Source organism: Bradyrhizobium sp. GW821-FHT13H05 (assembly GCF_058804065.1).
Genome location: NZ_JBXAPO010000012.1, coordinates 66,971 through 82,710 on the forward strand (window position 1 = coordinate 66,971; position 15,740 = coordinate 82,710).

General features: G+C 62.4%; 16 protein-coding genes. 6 read left to right on the forward strand and 10 right to left on the reverse strand.

The features are described from left to right. The first annotated feature begins 441 nt into the window (after positions 1–441). Positions 442–1,677, forward strand: coding sequence for a reverse transcriptase domain-containing protein (locus tag AC1RR3_RS28585; RefSeq protein ID WP_492826917.1), 1,236 nt, complete (start codon positions 442–444; stop codon positions 1,675–1,677). Positions 1,678–1,782: 105 nt separating this feature from the next. On the opposite strand, the gene rpoD is transcribed toward AC1RR3_RS28585, so the two are convergent. Continuing rightward, positions 1,783–3,933, reverse strand: a complete 2,151-nt coding sequence (gene rpoD, locus AC1RR3_RS28590; RefSeq protein WP_492826919.1) for an RNA polymerase sigma factor RpoD — start codon at positions 3,931–3,933, stop codon at positions 1,783–1,785. Between the two features lie 373 nt (positions 3,934–4,306). Next, on the reverse strand, positions 4,307–6,331 hold the full coding sequence (gene dnaG, locus AC1RR3_RS28595) for a DNA primase (protein ID WP_492826921.1): 2,025 nt from the start codon (positions 6,329–6,331) through the stop codon (positions 4,307–4,309). 172 nt (positions 6,332–6,503) lie between these two features. Here dnaG and AC1RR3_RS28600 point away from each other — a divergent pair, with 172 nt between their 5' ends. Next, positions 6,504–7,067 (forward strand): chlorite dismutase family protein, encoded by a 564-nt coding sequence (locus AC1RR3_RS28600; RefSeq protein ID WP_492826923.1) that lies wholly within the window; start codon positions 6,504–6,506, stop codon positions 7,065–7,067. On the opposite strand, the gene AC1RR3_RS28605 is transcribed toward AC1RR3_RS28600, so the two are convergent. The 3 genes from AC1RR3_RS28605 to AC1RR3_RS28615 form a co-directional block, all read right to left on the reverse strand. Continuing rightward, positions 7,064–7,462, reverse strand: coding sequence for a gamma-glutamylcyclotransferase family protein (locus AC1RR3_RS28605; protein WP_492826925.1), 399 nt, complete (start codon positions 7,460–7,462; stop codon positions 7,064–7,066). The genes AC1RR3_RS28600 and AC1RR3_RS28605 overlap by 4 nt on opposite strands. 96 nt (positions 7,463–7,558) lie before the next feature. After that, positions 7,559–8,374: a transglutaminase-like domain-containing protein gene (locus AC1RR3_RS28610; protein WP_492826927.1), complete on the reverse strand. Its 816-nt coding sequence runs from the start codon at positions 8,372–8,374 to the stop codon at positions 7,559–7,561. Continuing rightward, complete coding sequence (locus AC1RR3_RS28615) at positions 8,375–9,286, reverse strand: transglutaminase family protein (RefSeq protein WP_492826929.1); 912 nt, start codon at positions 9,284–9,286, stop codon at positions 8,375–8,377. It abuts the gene before it with no gap. Positions 9,287–9,376: 90 nt separating this feature from the next. Between AC1RR3_RS28615 and AC1RR3_RS28620 the strand changes: the two genes are divergently transcribed. Further along, complete coding sequence (locus AC1RR3_RS28620; protein WP_492826931.1) at positions 9,377–10,183, forward strand: N-formylglutamate amidohydrolase; 807 nt, start codon at positions 9,377–9,379, stop codon at positions 10,181–10,183. On the opposite strand, the gene AC1RR3_RS28625 is transcribed toward AC1RR3_RS28620, so the two are convergent. The 4 genes from AC1RR3_RS28625 to AC1RR3_RS28640 all read right to left on the reverse strand — a co-directional run bounded on the left by AC1RR3_RS28625 (position 10,180) and on the right by AC1RR3_RS28640 (position 14,070). Then, positions 10,180–11,163 carry a DUF3592 domain-containing protein gene (locus AC1RR3_RS28625; RefSeq protein WP_492826932.1) on the reverse strand — a complete coding sequence of 328 codons (984 nt, stop codon included), beginning with the start codon at positions 11,161–11,163 and terminating at the stop codon, positions 10,180–10,182. The genes AC1RR3_RS28620 and AC1RR3_RS28625 overlap by 4 nt on opposite strands. A gap of 74 nt (positions 11,164–11,237) precedes the next feature. Beyond that, positions 11,238–11,855: a LysE family translocator gene (locus tag AC1RR3_RS28630; protein WP_492827160.1), complete on the reverse strand. Its 618-nt coding sequence runs from the start codon at positions 11,853–11,855 to the stop codon at positions 11,238–11,240. Between the two features lie 230 nt (positions 11,856–12,085). Beyond that, positions 12,086–12,619 (reverse strand): hypothetical protein, encoded by a 534-nt coding sequence (locus AC1RR3_RS28635; RefSeq protein WP_492826933.1) that lies wholly within the window; start codon positions 12,617–12,619, stop codon positions 12,086–12,088. A gap of 2 nt (positions 12,620–12,621) precedes the next feature. Continuing rightward, positions 12,622–14,070, reverse strand: coding sequence for an LVIVD repeat-containing protein (locus tag AC1RR3_RS28640; protein ID WP_492826935.1), 1,449 nt, complete (start codon positions 14,068–14,070; stop codon positions 12,622–12,624). Between the two features lie 116 nt (positions 14,071–14,186). On the opposite strand from AC1RR3_RS28640, the gene AC1RR3_RS28645 reads away from it, so the two are divergent. From AC1RR3_RS28645 to AC1RR3_RS28655, 3 genes are read left to right on the forward strand one after another with little or no spacing between them, the layout of a single operon-like run. After that, positions 14,187–14,501: an ArsR/SmtB family transcription factor gene (locus tag AC1RR3_RS28645; protein ID WP_492826937.1), complete on the forward strand. Its 315-nt coding sequence runs from the start codon at positions 14,187–14,189 to the stop codon at positions 14,499–14,501. Beyond that, positions 14,494–14,964: an SRPBCC family protein gene (locus tag AC1RR3_RS28650; protein WP_492826939.1), complete on the forward strand. Its 471-nt coding sequence runs from the start codon at positions 14,494–14,496 to the stop codon at positions 14,962–14,964. Before AC1RR3_RS28645 ends, AC1RR3_RS28650 begins: the two co-directional genes overlap by 8 nt. Beyond that, positions 14,961–15,473 carry an SRPBCC family protein gene (locus AC1RR3_RS28655; RefSeq protein ID WP_492826941.1) on the forward strand — a complete coding sequence of 171 codons (513 nt, stop codon included), beginning with the start codon at positions 14,961–14,963 and terminating at the stop codon, positions 15,471–15,473. The genes AC1RR3_RS28650 and AC1RR3_RS28655 overlap by 4 nt, the downstream gene beginning before the upstream one ends. A gap of 18 nt (positions 15,474–15,491) precedes the next feature. Here the strand turns inward: AC1RR3_RS28655 and AC1RR3_RS28660 are convergent, their stop codons facing one another. Next, entirely contained in the window at positions 15,492–15,683 is a 192-nt protein-coding gene (locus AC1RR3_RS28660) for a hypothetical protein (RefSeq protein WP_492826943.1), read from the reverse strand. Positions 15,684–15,740 lie beyond the last annotated feature (57 nt).

Sequence of the window (15,740 nt, forward strand, 5' to 3'; positions counted from 1 at the left end):
GAGCCGAGCGTGTCGCGCGCAAGCGTGGCAGCTGCAAAGCTCCAAGACCCAGCAGATGCGTCTTTGACCATCTGGTGGCACGGCAGAACAACGGAGGTGTCAATGTCCGTGGTGCGTAACACTAAGAGGCGGACTATTGATAATTGTGACGGAGCGCCGAAGGGGCGGGGACGGTGTGCCGATACCGTTCGTTCATGGTCTGTTCTTTCGCTGCTTGCGGGAGCTTGCCTGGCGAACAACTTGATCGCCGGGTCTGGTGGCGGCTTTACCGTCGCGATTGACCAGACGACGGTGATCTGTCACGAGCCGAGCGTGTCGCGCGCAAGCGTGGCAGCTGCAAAGCTCCAAGACCCAGCAGATGCGTCTTTGACCATCTGGTGGCGCCAGTTCTAGCAAGCTTAGGTGCACCAACATCCTCGATCCTGAGCTTGTGCGAACGGCATGACGCCGAGACCGACGAGAATACTTTCAAAGTCTAAGCTGCGATTGGCTTGGAACGATTCTCGAGATTCCTCTCCAAGTGCTGGGCGACCAGGCGTCGACAACATTACGGCATCAGCATTCGCCGCAAATCTGGACAACAATCTCTCCGTACTGGCCCGCAGACTACAGCAGGGCCAATATGGGCCAGCGCCGCTTAAGGCTGTTTTTATTCCGAAGCCTAACTCTGACAAGGAGAGAATGATCTGCATACCGACGGTGTCAGATCGCCTGGTCCAGCGAGCCATCATCATCTATCTCGATAAGAATCGAAAATTCCCGATATACAACTCATCGTCGTTCGGCTTTTTACGCGACTTAGGAACGGAAGCTGCGATCAAAGCGACCGTCGGATATCGGCAATCCTACGATTGGTGTCTTAAGACTGATATCGAGTCGTTCTTTGACAAGATACCGCGTCAATATCTCAAAGCTCGCGTGAGCAAGGCACTCGGCAAGCACAGCCTCGCTCCTATAATTTCCAAGATCATTGATTGCGAGGTGAAGCCCACGATCTGGAATCGTGCCAAAATTTCAAAGCACAGCATACAACTGGGGCATGGCGTACGACAAGGAATGCCATTGTCGCCGATCTTGGCGAACCTAGTGCTTTCAGAATTTGATAGCCGTATGGAGCATCTTGGCGTGAAGATGGTCCGCTACGCGGATGACATAGCGGCATTTTTTGAGACCAAGGAAGAAGCCCAAGAAGGCCATAAGATAATCAGCGATGCTCTGGCTCGCATCAGCTTATCAATCCCAGGCATGAGCGACGAGTCCAAGACGCAGCTCCTCGGTCCAGACGATCCAATCGATTTCCTTGGCAGAGAAATTGTTAGAGTCGGGGACGATAAGCAGGCTGTTTGGCGAGTTGCAAACAAGCAGATCCGAAAGATCGTGCGCAAGCTAGAGGAGGAGTACACGATCCAGGCCCGCATGAAAGCTGACAGCAATTTTCAAGAGACGATCATCGACGTTTGGGATTCGATTTCCGCATACTTCTCGATTTACAAAGGTGCACACAACTTCGTATCGCTTGATACCCAGCTTCGCGGGATATCGCGAAAGATAATCGGTGATATTTTTCTCGATCTTTTCGGAGAAATGGCTCTCTCGCGTTTGACCGCTGAACAACGAAAATTCCTTGGTATGAGTCATGTCGATTTCGGTGAAACGGACAGCGATCTTTTCGCTTAGTTTGAGCTAGGCAAACTCCCTATCCAGAAACAAAAACGGCGGGCTTTCGGCCCGCCGTTTTGTTTAGATGGATGCCCGGGTCAGGCCCGGGCATGACGATCCCAATTAGTTATCCAAGAAGCTCCGCAGCTTCCTCGACCGCGACGGATGCTTCAGCTTCCGCAGCGCCTTCGCCTCGATCTGACGAATACGCTCGCGCGTCACCGAAAACTGCTGGCCGACTTCTTCCAGCGTATGATCCGTGTTCATGCCGATGCCGAAGCGCATGCGGAGCACGCGCTCTTCGCGCGGGGTGAGCGAGGCGAGTACGCGCGTGGTGGTCTCGCGCAGGTTCGACTGGATCGCGGCGTCGATCGGGAGGATCGCGTTCTTGTCCTCGATGAAATCGCCGAGATGCGAATCCTCTTCGTCACCGACGGGGGTTTCGAGCGACAGCGGCTCCTTGGCGATCTTGAGGACTTTTCGCACTTTCTCGAGCGGCATGCCGAGCTTCTCGGCCAGCTCCTCAGGCGTGGGTTCGCGGCCGATCTCGTTGAGCATCTGGCGGCTCGTGCGCACGATCTTGTTGATCGTCTCGATCATGTGCACGGGGATGCGGATGGTGCGGGCCTGGTCGGCGATCGAGCGGGTGATCGCCTGCCGGATCCACCACGTCGCGTAGGTCGAGAACTTGTAGCCGCGGCGGTACTCGAACTTGTCGACGGCCTTCATCAGGCCGATGTTGCCTTCCTGGATCAGATCGAGGAATTGCAGGCCGCGGTTGGTGTACTTTTTCGCGATCGAGATCACGAGACGGAGGTTGGCTTCCACCATCTCCTTCTTGGCCTGACGTGCCTCGCGCTCGCCCTTCTGCACGGAGTGCACGATCTTGCGGAACTCGATGATCTCGAGGCCGGTCAGCGCGGCGAGCTGATGCACCTCGTGACGGAGGTCCTTGATGCGGTCCTTCTCGTGGTGGACGAAGTTCTTCCAGCCCTTGGCCGACAACTTCGAGACACGGTTGAGCCAGCGCGGGTCAAGCTCCGAGCCGGTGTAGTTGCGCAGGAAGTCTTCGCGCGCGACCCCGTGGCTGTCGGCGAGGCGCATCAGGCGGCCCTCATGCGACACGAGGCGCTTGTTGATGTCGTAGAGCTGCTCGACCAGCGAATCGATACGCGCCTGGTTGAGGCGCAGCGACTTCACCTCGACGATGATCTCGTCCTTGAGCTTGCGATACTTGCGCTCCTGGTGCGGTGACAGCGAGGGACCATGCGAGGTGCTCTCGAGCTGGTTCTGGATGTCCTGCTCTTGCAGCTTGCGCAGCTTCTTGTAGCTCTCGGCGATCTTGTCGAAGATCTCGACGACCTTCGGCTTGAGTTCGGCCTCGATGGCCGCGAGCGACATCTGGTTCTCGAACTCGTCGTCCTCGTCCATGTCGGACTCGGCGGCGGCTTCGGCCGGATCCTTCTCGGCCTCGCCGGCATTGCCGGGCGCGGGTGCTGCGCGGAACGGGGTCGGCGCCGGAGGCGCAGCAGGCGGCGCGACATGCGCGCCCACGGCCGCAGCGGCCTGGCCGCCCTCGGCCGATGCTTCGCCGTTCTCACCGTTGGGACCGGCGATCATCGCATTGTTCATGCCGGCCTTGGCGTCGGGGCCGGCATAGGTCGCTTCGAGATCGATGATGTCGCGAAGGAAAATCTTGCCTTCGTTGAGCTCGTCGCGCCAGATGATGATGGCCTGGAAGGTCAGCGGGCTTTCGCAGAGGCCTGCGATCATGGCCTCGCGGCCGGCCTCGATGCGCTTGGCAATCGCGATTTCGCCTTCGCGGGAGAGCAGCTCGACGGTGCCCATCTCGCGCAGATACATGCGGACGGGATCGTCGGTACGCTCGCCCGGCTCGCTCTTCTTGACCTCGGTGACGGCCTTCTGGGTGACCTCGACGAGCTCGTTGTCGGTCTCGTCCTCGCCGCCCTCGTCCTTGTCTTCCTCGCCTTCGCTATCGTCGGCTTCGGTGACGTTGATGCCCATGTCCGAGAGCATGGACATGATGTCCTCGATCTGTTCGGGCGAGGTCTGGTCGGACGGCAAGACTTCGTTGAGCTGATCGAAGGTCACGAAGCCGCGCTTCTTGGCCTGCTTGATCATCTTCTTCACGGCCGCGTCGGACAGATCGAGCAACGGCGAGGGCGCGTCCTGGGAATCCTTCTCCGGAGCATCCGCTGCCTTGTCGTCTTTTTCCTTGTCCTTCGCCTGCAGCGTCTTTGCCTTGGTGGCCATCCATTGCTCCTAAACGCGTTTCATACAGACGTTCGCCGCGCCCGCGTGAAATCACTTGAACCTGTTGCTCGACGCTCTCGCTTCGTCAGCTCTCGACACGGAAAGGGCGGCGCGCACATCTCTCGCCACCCCCATCTTTCTCTCGCCGGATTTGCCTAACGCTTCGTGAGCCTCTTTGTCGCGGCGGATGCAGGTGTAGTGCCAACAGTGCTCGCGCGGATTCATTCCTGACGCGTCTGTTCTGCCTGCGGCCGCCCTGGGCCAAAGTGCTACAAGACCGTTAAGCCTCGATTAACCCTGTTTTTGCCGCCAAACCATGGATTTGGCGAGTCTTTTAGCGGTACCTAGCCCGGCCGTCCGCATGATTCTTTCATCACACGCTCTTCTGGAACCGGCCCGACAGCTCGCCAAAACCCTCGATCAGAGCCTCGGTGCCATCGACTTCGCCTATCCGAGCCTTGACGTCACGCAGCCACGCCAAATTGGCCTCGCTGGGGTCCTCCCCCAAGGCCAGCTCGGCGTCCTTCAACTCTCTAAGTAGTGAATGGTATTGCCGATGCAAGGCAACGAGCTGGTGCCAGGTGGAGAGAACGTCGTCCCGGGCCGCGCCCTCGCGGGCACCCCACACCGCCGCGGTGGTGATGCCATTCTCAACCCTTTGAAGAAGCTGAGAAAATCCGCCCTTCTCGATGTCGGATCGCATCTTCTCGGCGAGCTCCCCGGGGTCCGGCGAGTGGTGGTGGTCGTTGGCGAAGGCGGCGATGATGCCGGCCCGCAACTTATGGGCCTCGGGATGGGCCAGCTCCAGGGCGGCAACCTCCTCGAGATGGTCGTGCAGCAGCCAGGGGTGGTTGATCAGGATTTGCAGGATCAGGGCTTCCCGGCGGGAGATGGCGCTGCGCTGGCCCTTCATGATCGGGCTCGTCGCCAGTTGCGGGCTCGCCGCCTGGTAGGGGCCGGAGGGAATCGGGGCAGAACCGAGGGCCCCACGCCGCCCCTGATTGCCGAATCCCTGCCCCCCGAATCGATTCGCGTTCCCGCCGCTGCGGGGCTGGAAGGAGCGGCCGGAATTGCCTTGGAAACTGCCTTGGAAATTGCCCCGGCCGGCAAAGCCGCCGCGTCCGCCCTCAGGCGCGAAGGTGCGTCGAAGCCGCTCGGCAAAATCGTCGCGATAATAGCGCCGCACCACCTCGTCGCGGATGCCATTGGACAGCTCCTTGACGCGTGCTTCGAGCGCGGCGCGGCGCTCGGGGGTGGCAAAATTGCCGCCTTCGAGCTCGCGCGACCAGATCATCTCCGCGAGCGGCTTCGCTGCCGCAATCACCTCCTCGATCGCGCCGCGGCCGCCGGAGCGCGCGAGATCGTCGGGGTCCTGCCCTTCCGGCAGCAGCGCAAAACGCAGGCTCTTGCCGGGAGCGAGGAAGGGCAGCGCGAGGTCCGCAGCACGATAAGCCGCCTTCTGTCCGGCGCGGTCGCCGTCGAAACACAGGATCGGCTCGTCCGCCATCTTCCAGAGCAGCGCCAACTGGCTTTCGGTCAGCGCGGTGCCGAGCGGCGCGACGGCGCCTGCAAAGCCAGCCGTCACCATGGCGATGACGTCGACATAGCCTTCGACCACGATCAGCGTTGCGCCGTCATGCGTGGCTTTGCGCGCGGTCTGGTGATTGTAGAGATTGTCGCCCTTGTGGAAGAGCGGCGTCTCCGGCGAGTTCAAATATTTGGCCGGAACGTCCTTCTCCAGCGCGCGCCCGCCAAAAGCGATGACGCGGCCGCGAATATCCGTGATCGGAAACATCACGCGATCGCGGAAGCGGTCGTAAGGCACGGGAATATCGTTGCCGGCAACGAGCAGCCCGGTCTCGACCATGTCATCGACGGAGATGCCGAGCTTGCCGAGATGCTCCTTCAGCGCGAAGCGATCGGGCGAGGCATAGCCGAGGCCGAACTGCAATTGCGTCGCCGGCGAGATCGCGCGGTCGGCGAGATAGCCGCGCGCTTTCGCACCCAGGCGCGAGGCCAGCGTTTCCGCAAAATATTTTGCGGCGAGATCCATGACGTCGTGCAGCGAGCGGCGCCGCTGCTCCTGGCGCGCTGCATCCGGCGTCACCGCCGGCAGCGGCAGGCCCGCCATGCTGGCGAGCCGCTCGACCGCTTCGGCGAACGGCAGGCCGTCGGTCTCCATCACGAAATTGATGATGTCGCCGTGCTTGCCGGAGGAGAAGTCGTGGTAAAAACCCTTCTGGTCGTTGACGTAGAAGGACGGCGTCTTTTCCTGCTGGAACGGCGACAGCCCCTTCCACTCCCGCCCGGCCTTCTTCAGCTTGACGCGCTTGCCCACGACTTCGGAGACCGAAAGCCGGGCACGCAGCTCGTCGAGGAATTGGGGCGTGAAGCGCATGGGATGTGTCTAGCGCGAAACCGTGTGAGTCGGGCGAAGGATCAGGGATATAGGTGCGACGCGCCTAAAAGTCAGGTTTGTCAGGCTTATACGCGCTGTTCACAGCCCCTTCCGTCGTTCCGGGGCACGCGGAAACGCTTGAACCGCGCCCGGTTCCACGCTTCCATAGGCCATGTTCAGGACCTTTCGAGGCGGCCATAGCGGGGGCTGGCGCGTGACCTCGATTTCGCCCGTGATGGGTGAGCCCCTGCCTTTCATGCCGGCGCTGTCGGTCACCGACAGCGAGGCCATCTCGTTGCCGCTGGTGCCCTCGCGCAATGCCTGGCGGCTGGTCGGCGTTGCCAGCAGCTTGCGCTACACCGAACGGGGCGAGAAGCAGCGGCTCGTCGCCGTGCAGGCCGGGCTCGGCCGGCCCGAGGCGACGTCCGCGGCGCTGATCCCGATCCGCAAGTCACAGGCCTGGTGGGAGCTGACGCAGGAAGAGCGCCGCAAGATCTTCGAGGACAAGTCGCATCACATCGCCAGCAGCCTTCGCTTCCTGCCCGCCATCGCCCGGCAGCTCTATCACTGCCGCGACCTCGGCGGCCCCTTCGACTTCCTGACCTGGTTCGAATTCGCCCCCGCACATGCCTCGCTGTTCGAGGAGCTGGTGGCGATGCTCCGGCGAACCGAGGAATGGACGTATGTGGAGCGCGAGGTCGACGTGCGCGTGGTGAAGGAAGTGCTGTCGGCCTAGTGGTCGAGAAAACGGCCGGACGCGATGCGGGGCAGATCGGTGACGGGCCAGTTGTAGATATAGGTCCACGCCTTGCCCGTGGTGCCGTCCGGCAGCGTCACGTCGATCAGCTGGCGCAGATATTCGGTCGGCTCCGGAAAGCCCTCGCCGCAGGCCTCGTACATGTCGAGCTCGCGCAGCAGCTCGTCGGGCACGCGCAGATGGAAGAGCTCGCCGTGGACGATGTCGGAGGCTGCGTCCGACAGCAGCAGTCCCGGATAATGCTTCACAAGAACAAGCCTGCCGCGGCAGGTCGCTTCACCCAGGAATTCCGCATGGCCGGCCAGCAGCCGCGCCATCGGATGGTCGAAGCCGCGCATCAGGGTGCCGTAGACGAAGAGACGATCGGAGGTCATGAGGCTCTATAGACTCACAACGCCGTCATTGCGAGGAGCCCGCGACAAAATTGCGAAAGCAATTTTGCGCTGGTGCGACGAACGTGGAGCAACAGCTCACGCCGCCTTCACCACCTCGTCGCTCACCACCACGAACTTCTTCAACTCCATCCGACCAAAGCTGGTCGAGAGCGCGACGTCAGCGGCGTCGCGGCCGGTGCCCATCAGGATGCGGCCCCTGCGCGGAATATTGTGGCGGGCGTCGAAGGTGAACCATTTGCCGGAGAGCCAGACCTGAAACCAGCCGGAAAAATCCATCGGCGCCGGATCCGGCGGAATGCCGATGTCGCCCATGTAGCCGGTGCAGTAGCGCGCGGGGATGCCCATGCAGCGGCAGAAGGCGAGCGCCAGATGCGCGAAGTCGCGGCAGACGCCGGTCTTCTGCTCGTAGACATCGTGCGCCGATTTCATGTGATGGGCGTGCTCGTAGCCGAAGGTGACGTGCTTGTGCACGAACTCGGTGATCGCCGCGACACGCTCCCAGCCGGGTTTGGTCTTGGCAAAAAGTGACCAGGCGATATCTGTGAGCTTGTCGGTCTCGCAGTAGCGGCTCGGCATCAGATAGAGCATCAGTTCATTCGGCAATTGCTCGATCGGGAGCTGCTGCGCGGTCGGCATGACCTCGTCGGGCAGGCCGGTATCGCGGACCAGCGCGCGGCCCTTCAGCGTCACACCGCCGGCGGGCGCGACGAGGCGGCCGCAGATATTGCCGAAACTGTCGTGATAGAAGCGGATCGGCACGTCGGGCTCCGCGACCACCGTCTCCTTGCCGATGATGTCGGCCTGCCGGGAGGGGTGGATGTTGAGCATGATCACCATCGGTGTCGGCTGCGCTGCCGCGTAGGTGAGCTCGAAGCCGACCTTGATTTCCATCTACGAAACTTCCGCCTCCATCTCTTCGTCGCTCTGCTGGTCGTCCGAGACCACCTTGATGTTCACGTCCATGGCCTCGAAGGCATCTCCGGGGCCGATATAGACGCCGTGCAGCGGAATCGCCTGGCGCGGATCGCGGGCGACCGCGACACGAATGAGATCGCGGGTGCCGACGATGCCGTTGGTCGGATCGAACTCGATCCAGCCCGCGCTCGGCAGATAGACCTGCACCCACGCATGCGTCGATCCACCGCCGACATGTCGCTGCTCGATATCCTCCGGCACGAAGATGTAGCCGGAGACAAATCGGGCAGCGATGCCGAGATGGCGCAACGCCTCGATCATAAACAGCGCATAGTCCCGACAAGTTCCAGTGCCCGACTGCAAAGTATCGAGCGGATGCTGCGTGCCGGGCTCATGGCGCTTGCGGTATTTGAACTGCTTGCGGATGCCGTGCGTGATGCCGCTCAGGATCTTGAAGGTCGGCGACGGCGCATCCTCGTCGAGAAAGCCGCGGGCCCACTCCGCGATCTCGCCGTCGGGATCGGTGTATTGCGGCGCGATGTACTGGACCAGATCCGGGAATTCCTCGTCGTCGTAGACGAAGGGATAGAAGTAGGCGGGATCATCCGGCGTGAGCGCGAATTCCTCAACCGGGTTGTGCTCGACGGTGACATGCCAGTCGAAGGTCAGCGTCTCCGCACGTTCGTCGAAATTGGCGATCGCGACCGAATTGCCGAACACGTCGTGAATCCAGTGCAGCGACATCGGTGTGGGCGAGATATCGAGCCTGGAGTCGAGCACGCGCAGATCGTGCCCGTCGCGCGGACGCAGCATGATCTTGTGTTCGCCGAACGCCACGGGGCGGTTGTAGCGATATTCGGTCTTGTGATGAATCGTGAGCAGCGGCATCGTGAGGCGATCATGGTGAGTTTGGGCGGATCAATCTATAGCGATTCTGCCCAATTCTAGGGGTGACTGCTCTTTCCGTAGGCAATCTGGATGGCTTTAGACACAGCTAATGCGACCGATCAACTCCTCGGCAAAGGTGACATTCCGCCAGTGCATGAGGTGAATGCGGCGGGGACATCGCCCTTTCTGCTCACCTCGGATCATTACGGGCGGATTTTGCCACGGGCACTCGGCGATCTCGGGGTTGCCGAGGCCGAGCTTGTCAGGCACATCGCCTGGGATATCGGCATCGCCGGCGTCGCCGAGCGCCTCTCCAAGATGCTCGACGCACATCTGATCGCGCAGCGCTATTCGCGGCTTGTGATCGACTGCAACCGCCCGCCGGGCGCCACGAGCTCGATCCCCGTGATCTCCGAGGCCACGACGATCCCGCGCAACGAGGGCATTTCGGAGGATGAGCGCGAGGCGCGGCGGCACGAGATCTTCGAGCCCTATCACCGCCGCATCGACGCCGCGATCAACGAACGTTTGCACGACAAGCGACCGACCGTGCTTGTGTCACTGCACAGCTTCACGCCTGTTTATGCGGGCGTCCCACGGCCCTGGCACATCGGCGCGCTCTACAACCGCGACACGGTGCTGCCGCAGCTCCTGCTGAAGCACCTGCGCGCGGAGAGCGACCTCGTCGTCGGCGACAACGAGCCCTATGCGGTGAACGACCTCACCGACTACACCATCCCCGTGCACGGCGAAGCCCGCGGCCTCGTCAACACCGGTATCGAGATCCGCCAGGATCTGATCGCGGACCAGTCCGGCCAGCAGCAATGGGCCGAGCGGCTGGCAAGGATCTTTGCGGAAATCGAGGTGGAGCTGCGGGCGGAGAGGCTGGTCGACTAACCGCCGCGCGTCGCCACGAACAGCGCCAGCGCGGCAAAAATCGCGGCGATGCCCCACAGCACGTAGGCGATGCGGCCGTCGCCGCGGGCGTCGAGCGTTGCCTCGGCCGGGTTGTCGGGATTGACCCGGACCTCGACGGTGGCGCCGTCCTGATAGCGTGACATCAGCTTTCGCAGCATGTCATCGGACGCCGAGGGCGTTTCCGTCGCGACGCGCACGCACTCATTGGTGTAGCTGACGTTCTGGTAGAGATAGGTGTAGGTCACGCGCTTGCCGAACATCTCGGTGCCGCGCCGCTCGCCCGGCTCGCTCGCCTGGTGATATTCCTCGATGCCCGACAGCTTGATCGTACCCGGCACGACCGGCCAGCGCGTCGCCATCGAGGCCTGCCGCTGCACCGCCCACGCCATCAGCGCAATGACGAGGCCGAACGCACCGAAGCCGACGACAAGCCCCGCAAGATCGGGCCGCCCGACGTGATGGGCGAGATATTGGTAACTCTGGTTGAGGCCGAAGGCCGAGCCGAAGATGATGGCGATCACGATCACCGAGCCGATACCAAGACAGCCCCACAGGCCCTTGGGCAGGTCGCGCTCCAGCACCGCCTGATCGGGATGACGCGGATTGTAGTAGACGGTGACGATGCTGCCGGCCGGATACTTCGCCAGTTTTTCGGCGACCTGGAAATTGCCGAGATCCTCGCCGATCGAGATGCGGTTGCAGCGCAGCTTGCGGCCACCGACTGAATATTCGTAGGTCACGTTGGCGAAGTTGCGGTTCTCCATCCGGTAACCGTCTTCGCGCTCGTCGTCGGAGACCCTGACCTCGCGGACCTCCGCAACTGATGTGACGACCTTGCCGGCGACTTGCGGCCAGCTCCGCGCCTCACGCGCCTGCCAGGTCTTGACGATGGCGGCGACCAGGATCAGCGCGAGCGGCGCAAGCAGCATCGCGTAAACCAGCGGGGGCAAATTCGGCACGGCAAAGTCCTTCGTCAGCGGCAATGCTTCCTTGGACGCACCGCTGCGGACGAAGGTTCAACCGGCCGACAGGCTCATTTGGCCCGGATCAACGCCAGCCAGATTCCGCCGCCGATCATGAAGCCGCCGGACACGCGCGACACCATGCGGGTGCGGCGCGCCGAGAAAAAGCCGCGGGCTTGCCCTGCAAGCAGCGCGTAGATTCCGTCCGTCAAGCCGGCAAGCACCATGAAGGTGATTCCGAGCACCAGGACCTGCGACAGGTGATCCTTGCTCATATCCATGAATTGCGGAATGAACGCGCCGAAGAACACCAGCAGTTTCGGGTTCGACAACGCCACGACAAAGCCCTGCAAAAGGAAACCACCGCGAGGGGGCGGCGGGGGCGCGTCGGCGTCGACGCCCTCAACCGGGGAGCGGATCAGCTTGATGCCGAGCCAGACCAGATAAGCCGCGCCCGCAAAACGCACCCAGTTGAACCAATAGCCCATCGTCGCCATCAGCGTGGTCAGGCCGACCGCGAGGATGCCGATCACGATCAACAGCCCCATCTGCACGCCAAGAATGTTGGTCAGCGCCGAGCGCGTGCCGTAGCGCAGGCCGTTGGCGATGACGAGGGTCACGATCGGCCCCGGCAGCAATGCCAGCGCAATGCAGGCGGCAACGAAGGCGAGATAGGCTTGCATGGACATCATGGGAGGGACTCGGCTGAGGGCGGTTTGGGGATATTAATGCATGGGACGGGTGGGAACGGAAGTGAGATGAGTGCGAGGTGTCCGCCCAACCACCGGCGTCGTACCCCGCGAAAGCGGGGTATCCAGTACGCCGCGGCCTCTCCGTATCCCACAAACGCCTCGGAATACTGGATCACCCGCTTTCGCGGGTGATGACAGCGGAGAGCGTAGCGCGGGCAGCACCGCTCTCATCGCCCGTCCAGCGCAGCGGCCATCCATTGCGTCATCTCCTCCGTCTCCAGGAACACCAGCGCCGCACGCTGCACGGCATTCGCCTCGCCCGCGCCTTGCGCCACCGCGACGAGCAAATCGCAGCGGCGCGACAGCGCGAGGCCGGCGGCGGCGTGGCGGGCACCGTCGGGCATGGCGAGATCATAGTGCCGGATGCGGCCCTGCATGGCCGCGACACTCACGATCGCACCCGGCGCTGTAGCCACGAAGCGCGGACTGATCAGGTCGATGTCGGTGACGCGGTCGACCTCGTCGTCATCGGCAACGCCGGTATCGCAATTGCAGAATCCGCGCTTGGCGCGGACATAGAGTTCGGCACCAGCGCAGCCGTCCGTGGAGCAGCGGAACGCGCGGCCTGCGGGCCAGCCGTCGCGGGGAAATGGCCACGCGATCTCCCGCCATTGCGCGGCGCGTTCAGCGCCATAGGCGCGCACGTCCGACAGCATACCGAGAGCGATCACGGCCATCAGCATGGTCGCCCCGCGCCGCATGGTCAGTTCCTCGGCAGGCCGGCAGCCGCGCGCGCGGGTCCGGTCAACTCGAGAATGTGCAAGCCGGTATTGGCGCGGTCGACGATGTAGATGTAGCCGCGGTCGTCAGTCTCGACATTGTTGGTCTGGATCGCGACCTTGCAGCGCGCGCCGGCCTCGGTCGGAATGCAGCGCTTGTCGGTGGCCGCGGTGATCCCAGGAATGAAGTAGCCGACCTCCTTGGGATGATAGGGATCGCGGATGTCCAGCGCGCGCACGCCCGCATTGAAGAAGGCGATGAAGGCCATCTTCTTGTAATAGACCGGCGCCATGCTCTCGTTCGAGGAATGCGAGCCGAAGCGGCCGCCACGCTGGCAGAACTGCCCGCTCGCCTCCGGCACGGTGTAGCTCGAGATCATCATCGGCCGCGTCTCGGTGGTGACGTCGGCGAACCACACCATCTGCCGTGCCTCGCCGCATTCATTGAGGATCGCCTCGTCCACGATCATCACGATGTCGCGGGTCTTGCCGTCCTTGTCCTCGGAAAATTCCGCGACGGGCATGTCGAGCATCGGAAACGTCGTATGCGCGCCGTTGAAGGCGGACATCGGCATCCGCGAAATCTCGGGGTAGCGCAGATTGTCCGGAGTCGGCTCCTTCGGCCCGTTCAGCAGCTTGTCGCGATCGACGATCTGCAGGATGCCGCCCTTGTTGGTGCCATAGCCGAAGAAGACGCGGTTGCCATCCGGTCCGGTCGAGATCGGCCCGTGCAGCTCGGTCGGCACCGCGCCGGTCGCGCCCGGCTCCTGCCCGGGCAAGCCGAAATCCCGGATCTTCTGCGGATGTGCGGGGTCGGAGAGATCATAGATCTGCGTCATCCGCCGGGTGCGCCAGTCCGGCGCGCCCGAGACGAGAAAGGCGATGCCGGTGTCGCATTCCCACCAGCTCTTGTGCGTGTCCTTCAAGCCGCCAATGCGCGTGACGAGCACGGGACTTGCGAGATCGGCGACATTCCAGATCTCATGCGCCTCGCTGCCGAAGGTGCGCAGCATGTAGACCGCATTCGGATCGCCCTTCGGCAACGCCTTGCCGTCGCAGACCCGCACCATCTGCGCGCCGCCGGATTCGTATTTGCCTTCCTGCCCCGGCAGGTGACGCAGATACTTTGGATGCGCGGGATCGGTGACATCAACGATCGAGGTTCCGTTCGGCTCCGCCTGCCCCGTCATCGGATTGACCGGATTGGGCACGTCGTCGGTGCCACCGTGATGACCGATATAGGCGATCCAGCGGTCGCCCTGATGATGGATCGTCGGCTGATAGGCGCTGCGCGCCTGGAGGTCGTTGGCCCCGACCAGCTTCATGTTGGAAGCTTCCGGCGGCGCGCCGATCGTCTGCTTCTGCTGTGCCTGGGCCGTGGTGCTGCAGGCAAAAAGGGCGAGTCCTACAGCAAGTGGGACGCAACGGAACATCAATGTCCTCCCGGAACCAATCTGCGTTGGCTGAGATGAAAGGCTAACACAACCGAATGCGCGCGCCCAAGACACCATCTTGACATGCAACCATTTGGTTGCATATTATCACTTTCATGGATGAGGTCTTCAAAGCGCTGGCCGACGCGTCACGACGGTCGCTCTTGGACAGGCTTCACGCCAACAACGGCCAGACGCTGAATGAGCTTTGCGAAGGCCTCGCGATGACGCGGCAGGCCGTCACAAAACACCTTGCCATTCTCGAAGAGGCCAATCTGGTGACAACCATCAGGCATGGCCGCGAGAAGCTGCATTACCTCAATCCGGTGCCGATCCATCAGATCGGCGACCGCTGGATCAGGAAGTTCGAGCGCGACAAGCTCGTCGCACTCAGCGAGTTGAAACGTCAGTTGGAGAAGCGCGATGAGTAAACCGCAATTCGTCTACGTGACCTATATCGAGACCACGCCGGAAAAACTGTGGGAGGCGCTGACGTCGAGCGAGTTCACCAGACAATACTGGTTCGGCGCCGAGGTCAGGTCGGACTGGAAGATCGGCTCGCCCTTTGCGCTTCTGCTGGACGGCGAGGTCACCGATTCCGGTGAAATCCTGGAGGCCGATCCGCCGCGGCGCCTGTCCTACAGCTTCAAGCACCACAAGTTCGAGGAACTGCGTGGCGAGCCGATCTCACGCGTGGTCTTCACCATCGAACCCTTTGGCGCGCTCGTGCGTTTGACCGTGTTGCACGACGGTTTCGTCGCGGGCGGCAAATATCTCGGCGCCGTCTCCAATGGCTGGCCGGCGATCCTGTCCCAGCTCAAGAGCCTGCTCGAGACCGGCAAGCTGCTCGGCATTCCGCGCACAGCCCTGAACAAGGGATTCGACGCAAAATGAACCTCGATCAATTCAAGCCGCTGACGGTTTACACCATCTACATCGCCGCGACGCCGGAGAAGGTGTGGGAAGCTCTGACCTCGGCCGAGTTCAGCCGAAAGTACTTTTCCGGCTTTGCGGTGGAGATGGAGCCGAAGCTCGGCGGCAGCTTCATCGTGCGCGCGCCTGACGGTTCCGAGCACATCTCCGGCGAAGTCTTCGAATACGATCCGCCAAAGAAGCTCACCGTGACCTGGAACGTCAACTGGCCCGACCTCGTTGCAAAGCTCGGCACTACGCTCGTCACCTACGAGATCGAGCCCGCAGGCGAAGCCGTCCGCCTCACCATGAGCGAGCGCCACGACCGCGAGCTCAGCGACGACATCCTCTCCGGCGGCCGCACCGGCTGGCCAGCGATCCTGTCGGGGCTGAAGAGCCTGCTGGAGACGGGCAAGGCGCCGCAGATCAAAATGGCGCCGCCGGCACGGATGCTGGCGGCGTTGAAGGCAATGGGGATCAAGACGCCGTAGCGGCCCGAATCTGCGCCCTCATCGCTTCTTCTTCGCCGGCGGCGGTTGAATCTCGTCGATCTTGCGGCGGCAATCCCCTTCCGAGTCGTGCGGGCCCGAGACAAAGGTCCCGCTGACCTTGATCGCGTACCAGCCCGACTCCACGCCGAGCCGGAGTGCTTCGTCTGTCTTGACGTGCCGTGGCGAGAGAGCTTGCGGTTGAGTTTGCATCGGGTGCTTTCAGTTGGCGTTCGATCTCATATCGAGCCGCGGTGGAATCTCTTGGGC

Excerpts from the sequence above, each read along its gene's own strand:
- AC1RR3_RS28605 (WP_492826925.1), bottom strand. The coding sequence starts at position 7,462 with ATGACCTCCGATCGTCTCTTCGTCTACGGCACCCTGATGCGCGGCTTC.
- AC1RR3_RS28660 (WP_492826943.1), bottom strand. The coding sequence starts at position 15,683 with ATGCAAACTCAACCGCAAGCTCTCTCGCCACGGCACGTCAAGACAGAC.
- AC1RR3_RS28620 (WP_492826931.1), top strand. The coding sequence starts at position 9,377 with ATGGCTTTAGACACAGCTAATGCGACCGATCAACTCCTCGGCAAAGGT.
- AC1RR3_RS28585 (WP_492826917.1), top strand. The coding sequence starts at position 442 with ATGACGCCGAGACCGACGAGAATACTTTCAAAGTCTAAGCTGCGATTG.
- dnaG (WP_492826921.1), bottom strand. The coding sequence starts at position 6,331 with ATGCGCTTCACGCCCCAATTCCTCGACGAGCTGCGTGCCCGGCTTTCG.
- AC1RR3_RS28615 (WP_492826929.1), bottom strand. The coding sequence starts at position 9,286 with ATGCCGCTGCTCACGATTCATCACAAGACCGAATATCGCTACAACCGC.
- AC1RR3_RS28640 (WP_492826935.1), bottom strand. The coding sequence starts at position 14,070 with ATGTTCCGTTGCGTCCCACTTGCTGTAGGACTCGCCCTTTTTGCCTGC.
- AC1RR3_RS28655 (WP_492826941.1), top strand. The coding sequence starts at position 14,961 with ATGAACCTCGATCAATTCAAGCCGCTGACGGTTTACACCATCTACATC.
- AC1RR3_RS28610 (WP_492826927.1), bottom strand. The coding sequence starts at position 8,374 with ATGGAAATCAAGGTCGGCTTCGAGCTCACCTACGCGGCAGCGCAGCCG.
- rpoD (WP_492826919.1), bottom strand. The coding sequence starts at position 3,933 with ATGGCCACCAAGGCAAAGACGCTGCAGGCGAAGGACAAGGAAAAAGAC.
- AC1RR3_RS28600 (WP_492826923.1), top strand. The coding sequence starts at position 6,504 with ATGTTCAGGACCTTTCGAGGCGGCCATAGCGGGGGCTGGCGCGTGACC.
- AC1RR3_RS28645 (WP_492826937.1), top strand. The coding sequence starts at position 14,187 with ATGGATGAGGTCTTCAAAGCGCTGGCCGACGCGTCACGACGGTCGCTC.
- AC1RR3_RS28635 (WP_492826933.1), bottom strand. The coding sequence starts at position 12,619 with ATGCGGCGCGGGGCGACCATGCTGATGGCCGTGATCGCTCTCGGTATG.
- AC1RR3_RS28630 (WP_492827160.1), bottom strand. The coding sequence starts at position 11,855 with ATGTCCATGCAAGCCTATCTCGCCTTCGTTGCCGCCTGCATTGCGCTG.
- AC1RR3_RS28650 (WP_492826939.1), top strand. The coding sequence starts at position 14,494 with ATGAGTAAACCGCAATTCGTCTACGTGACCTATATCGAGACCACGCCG.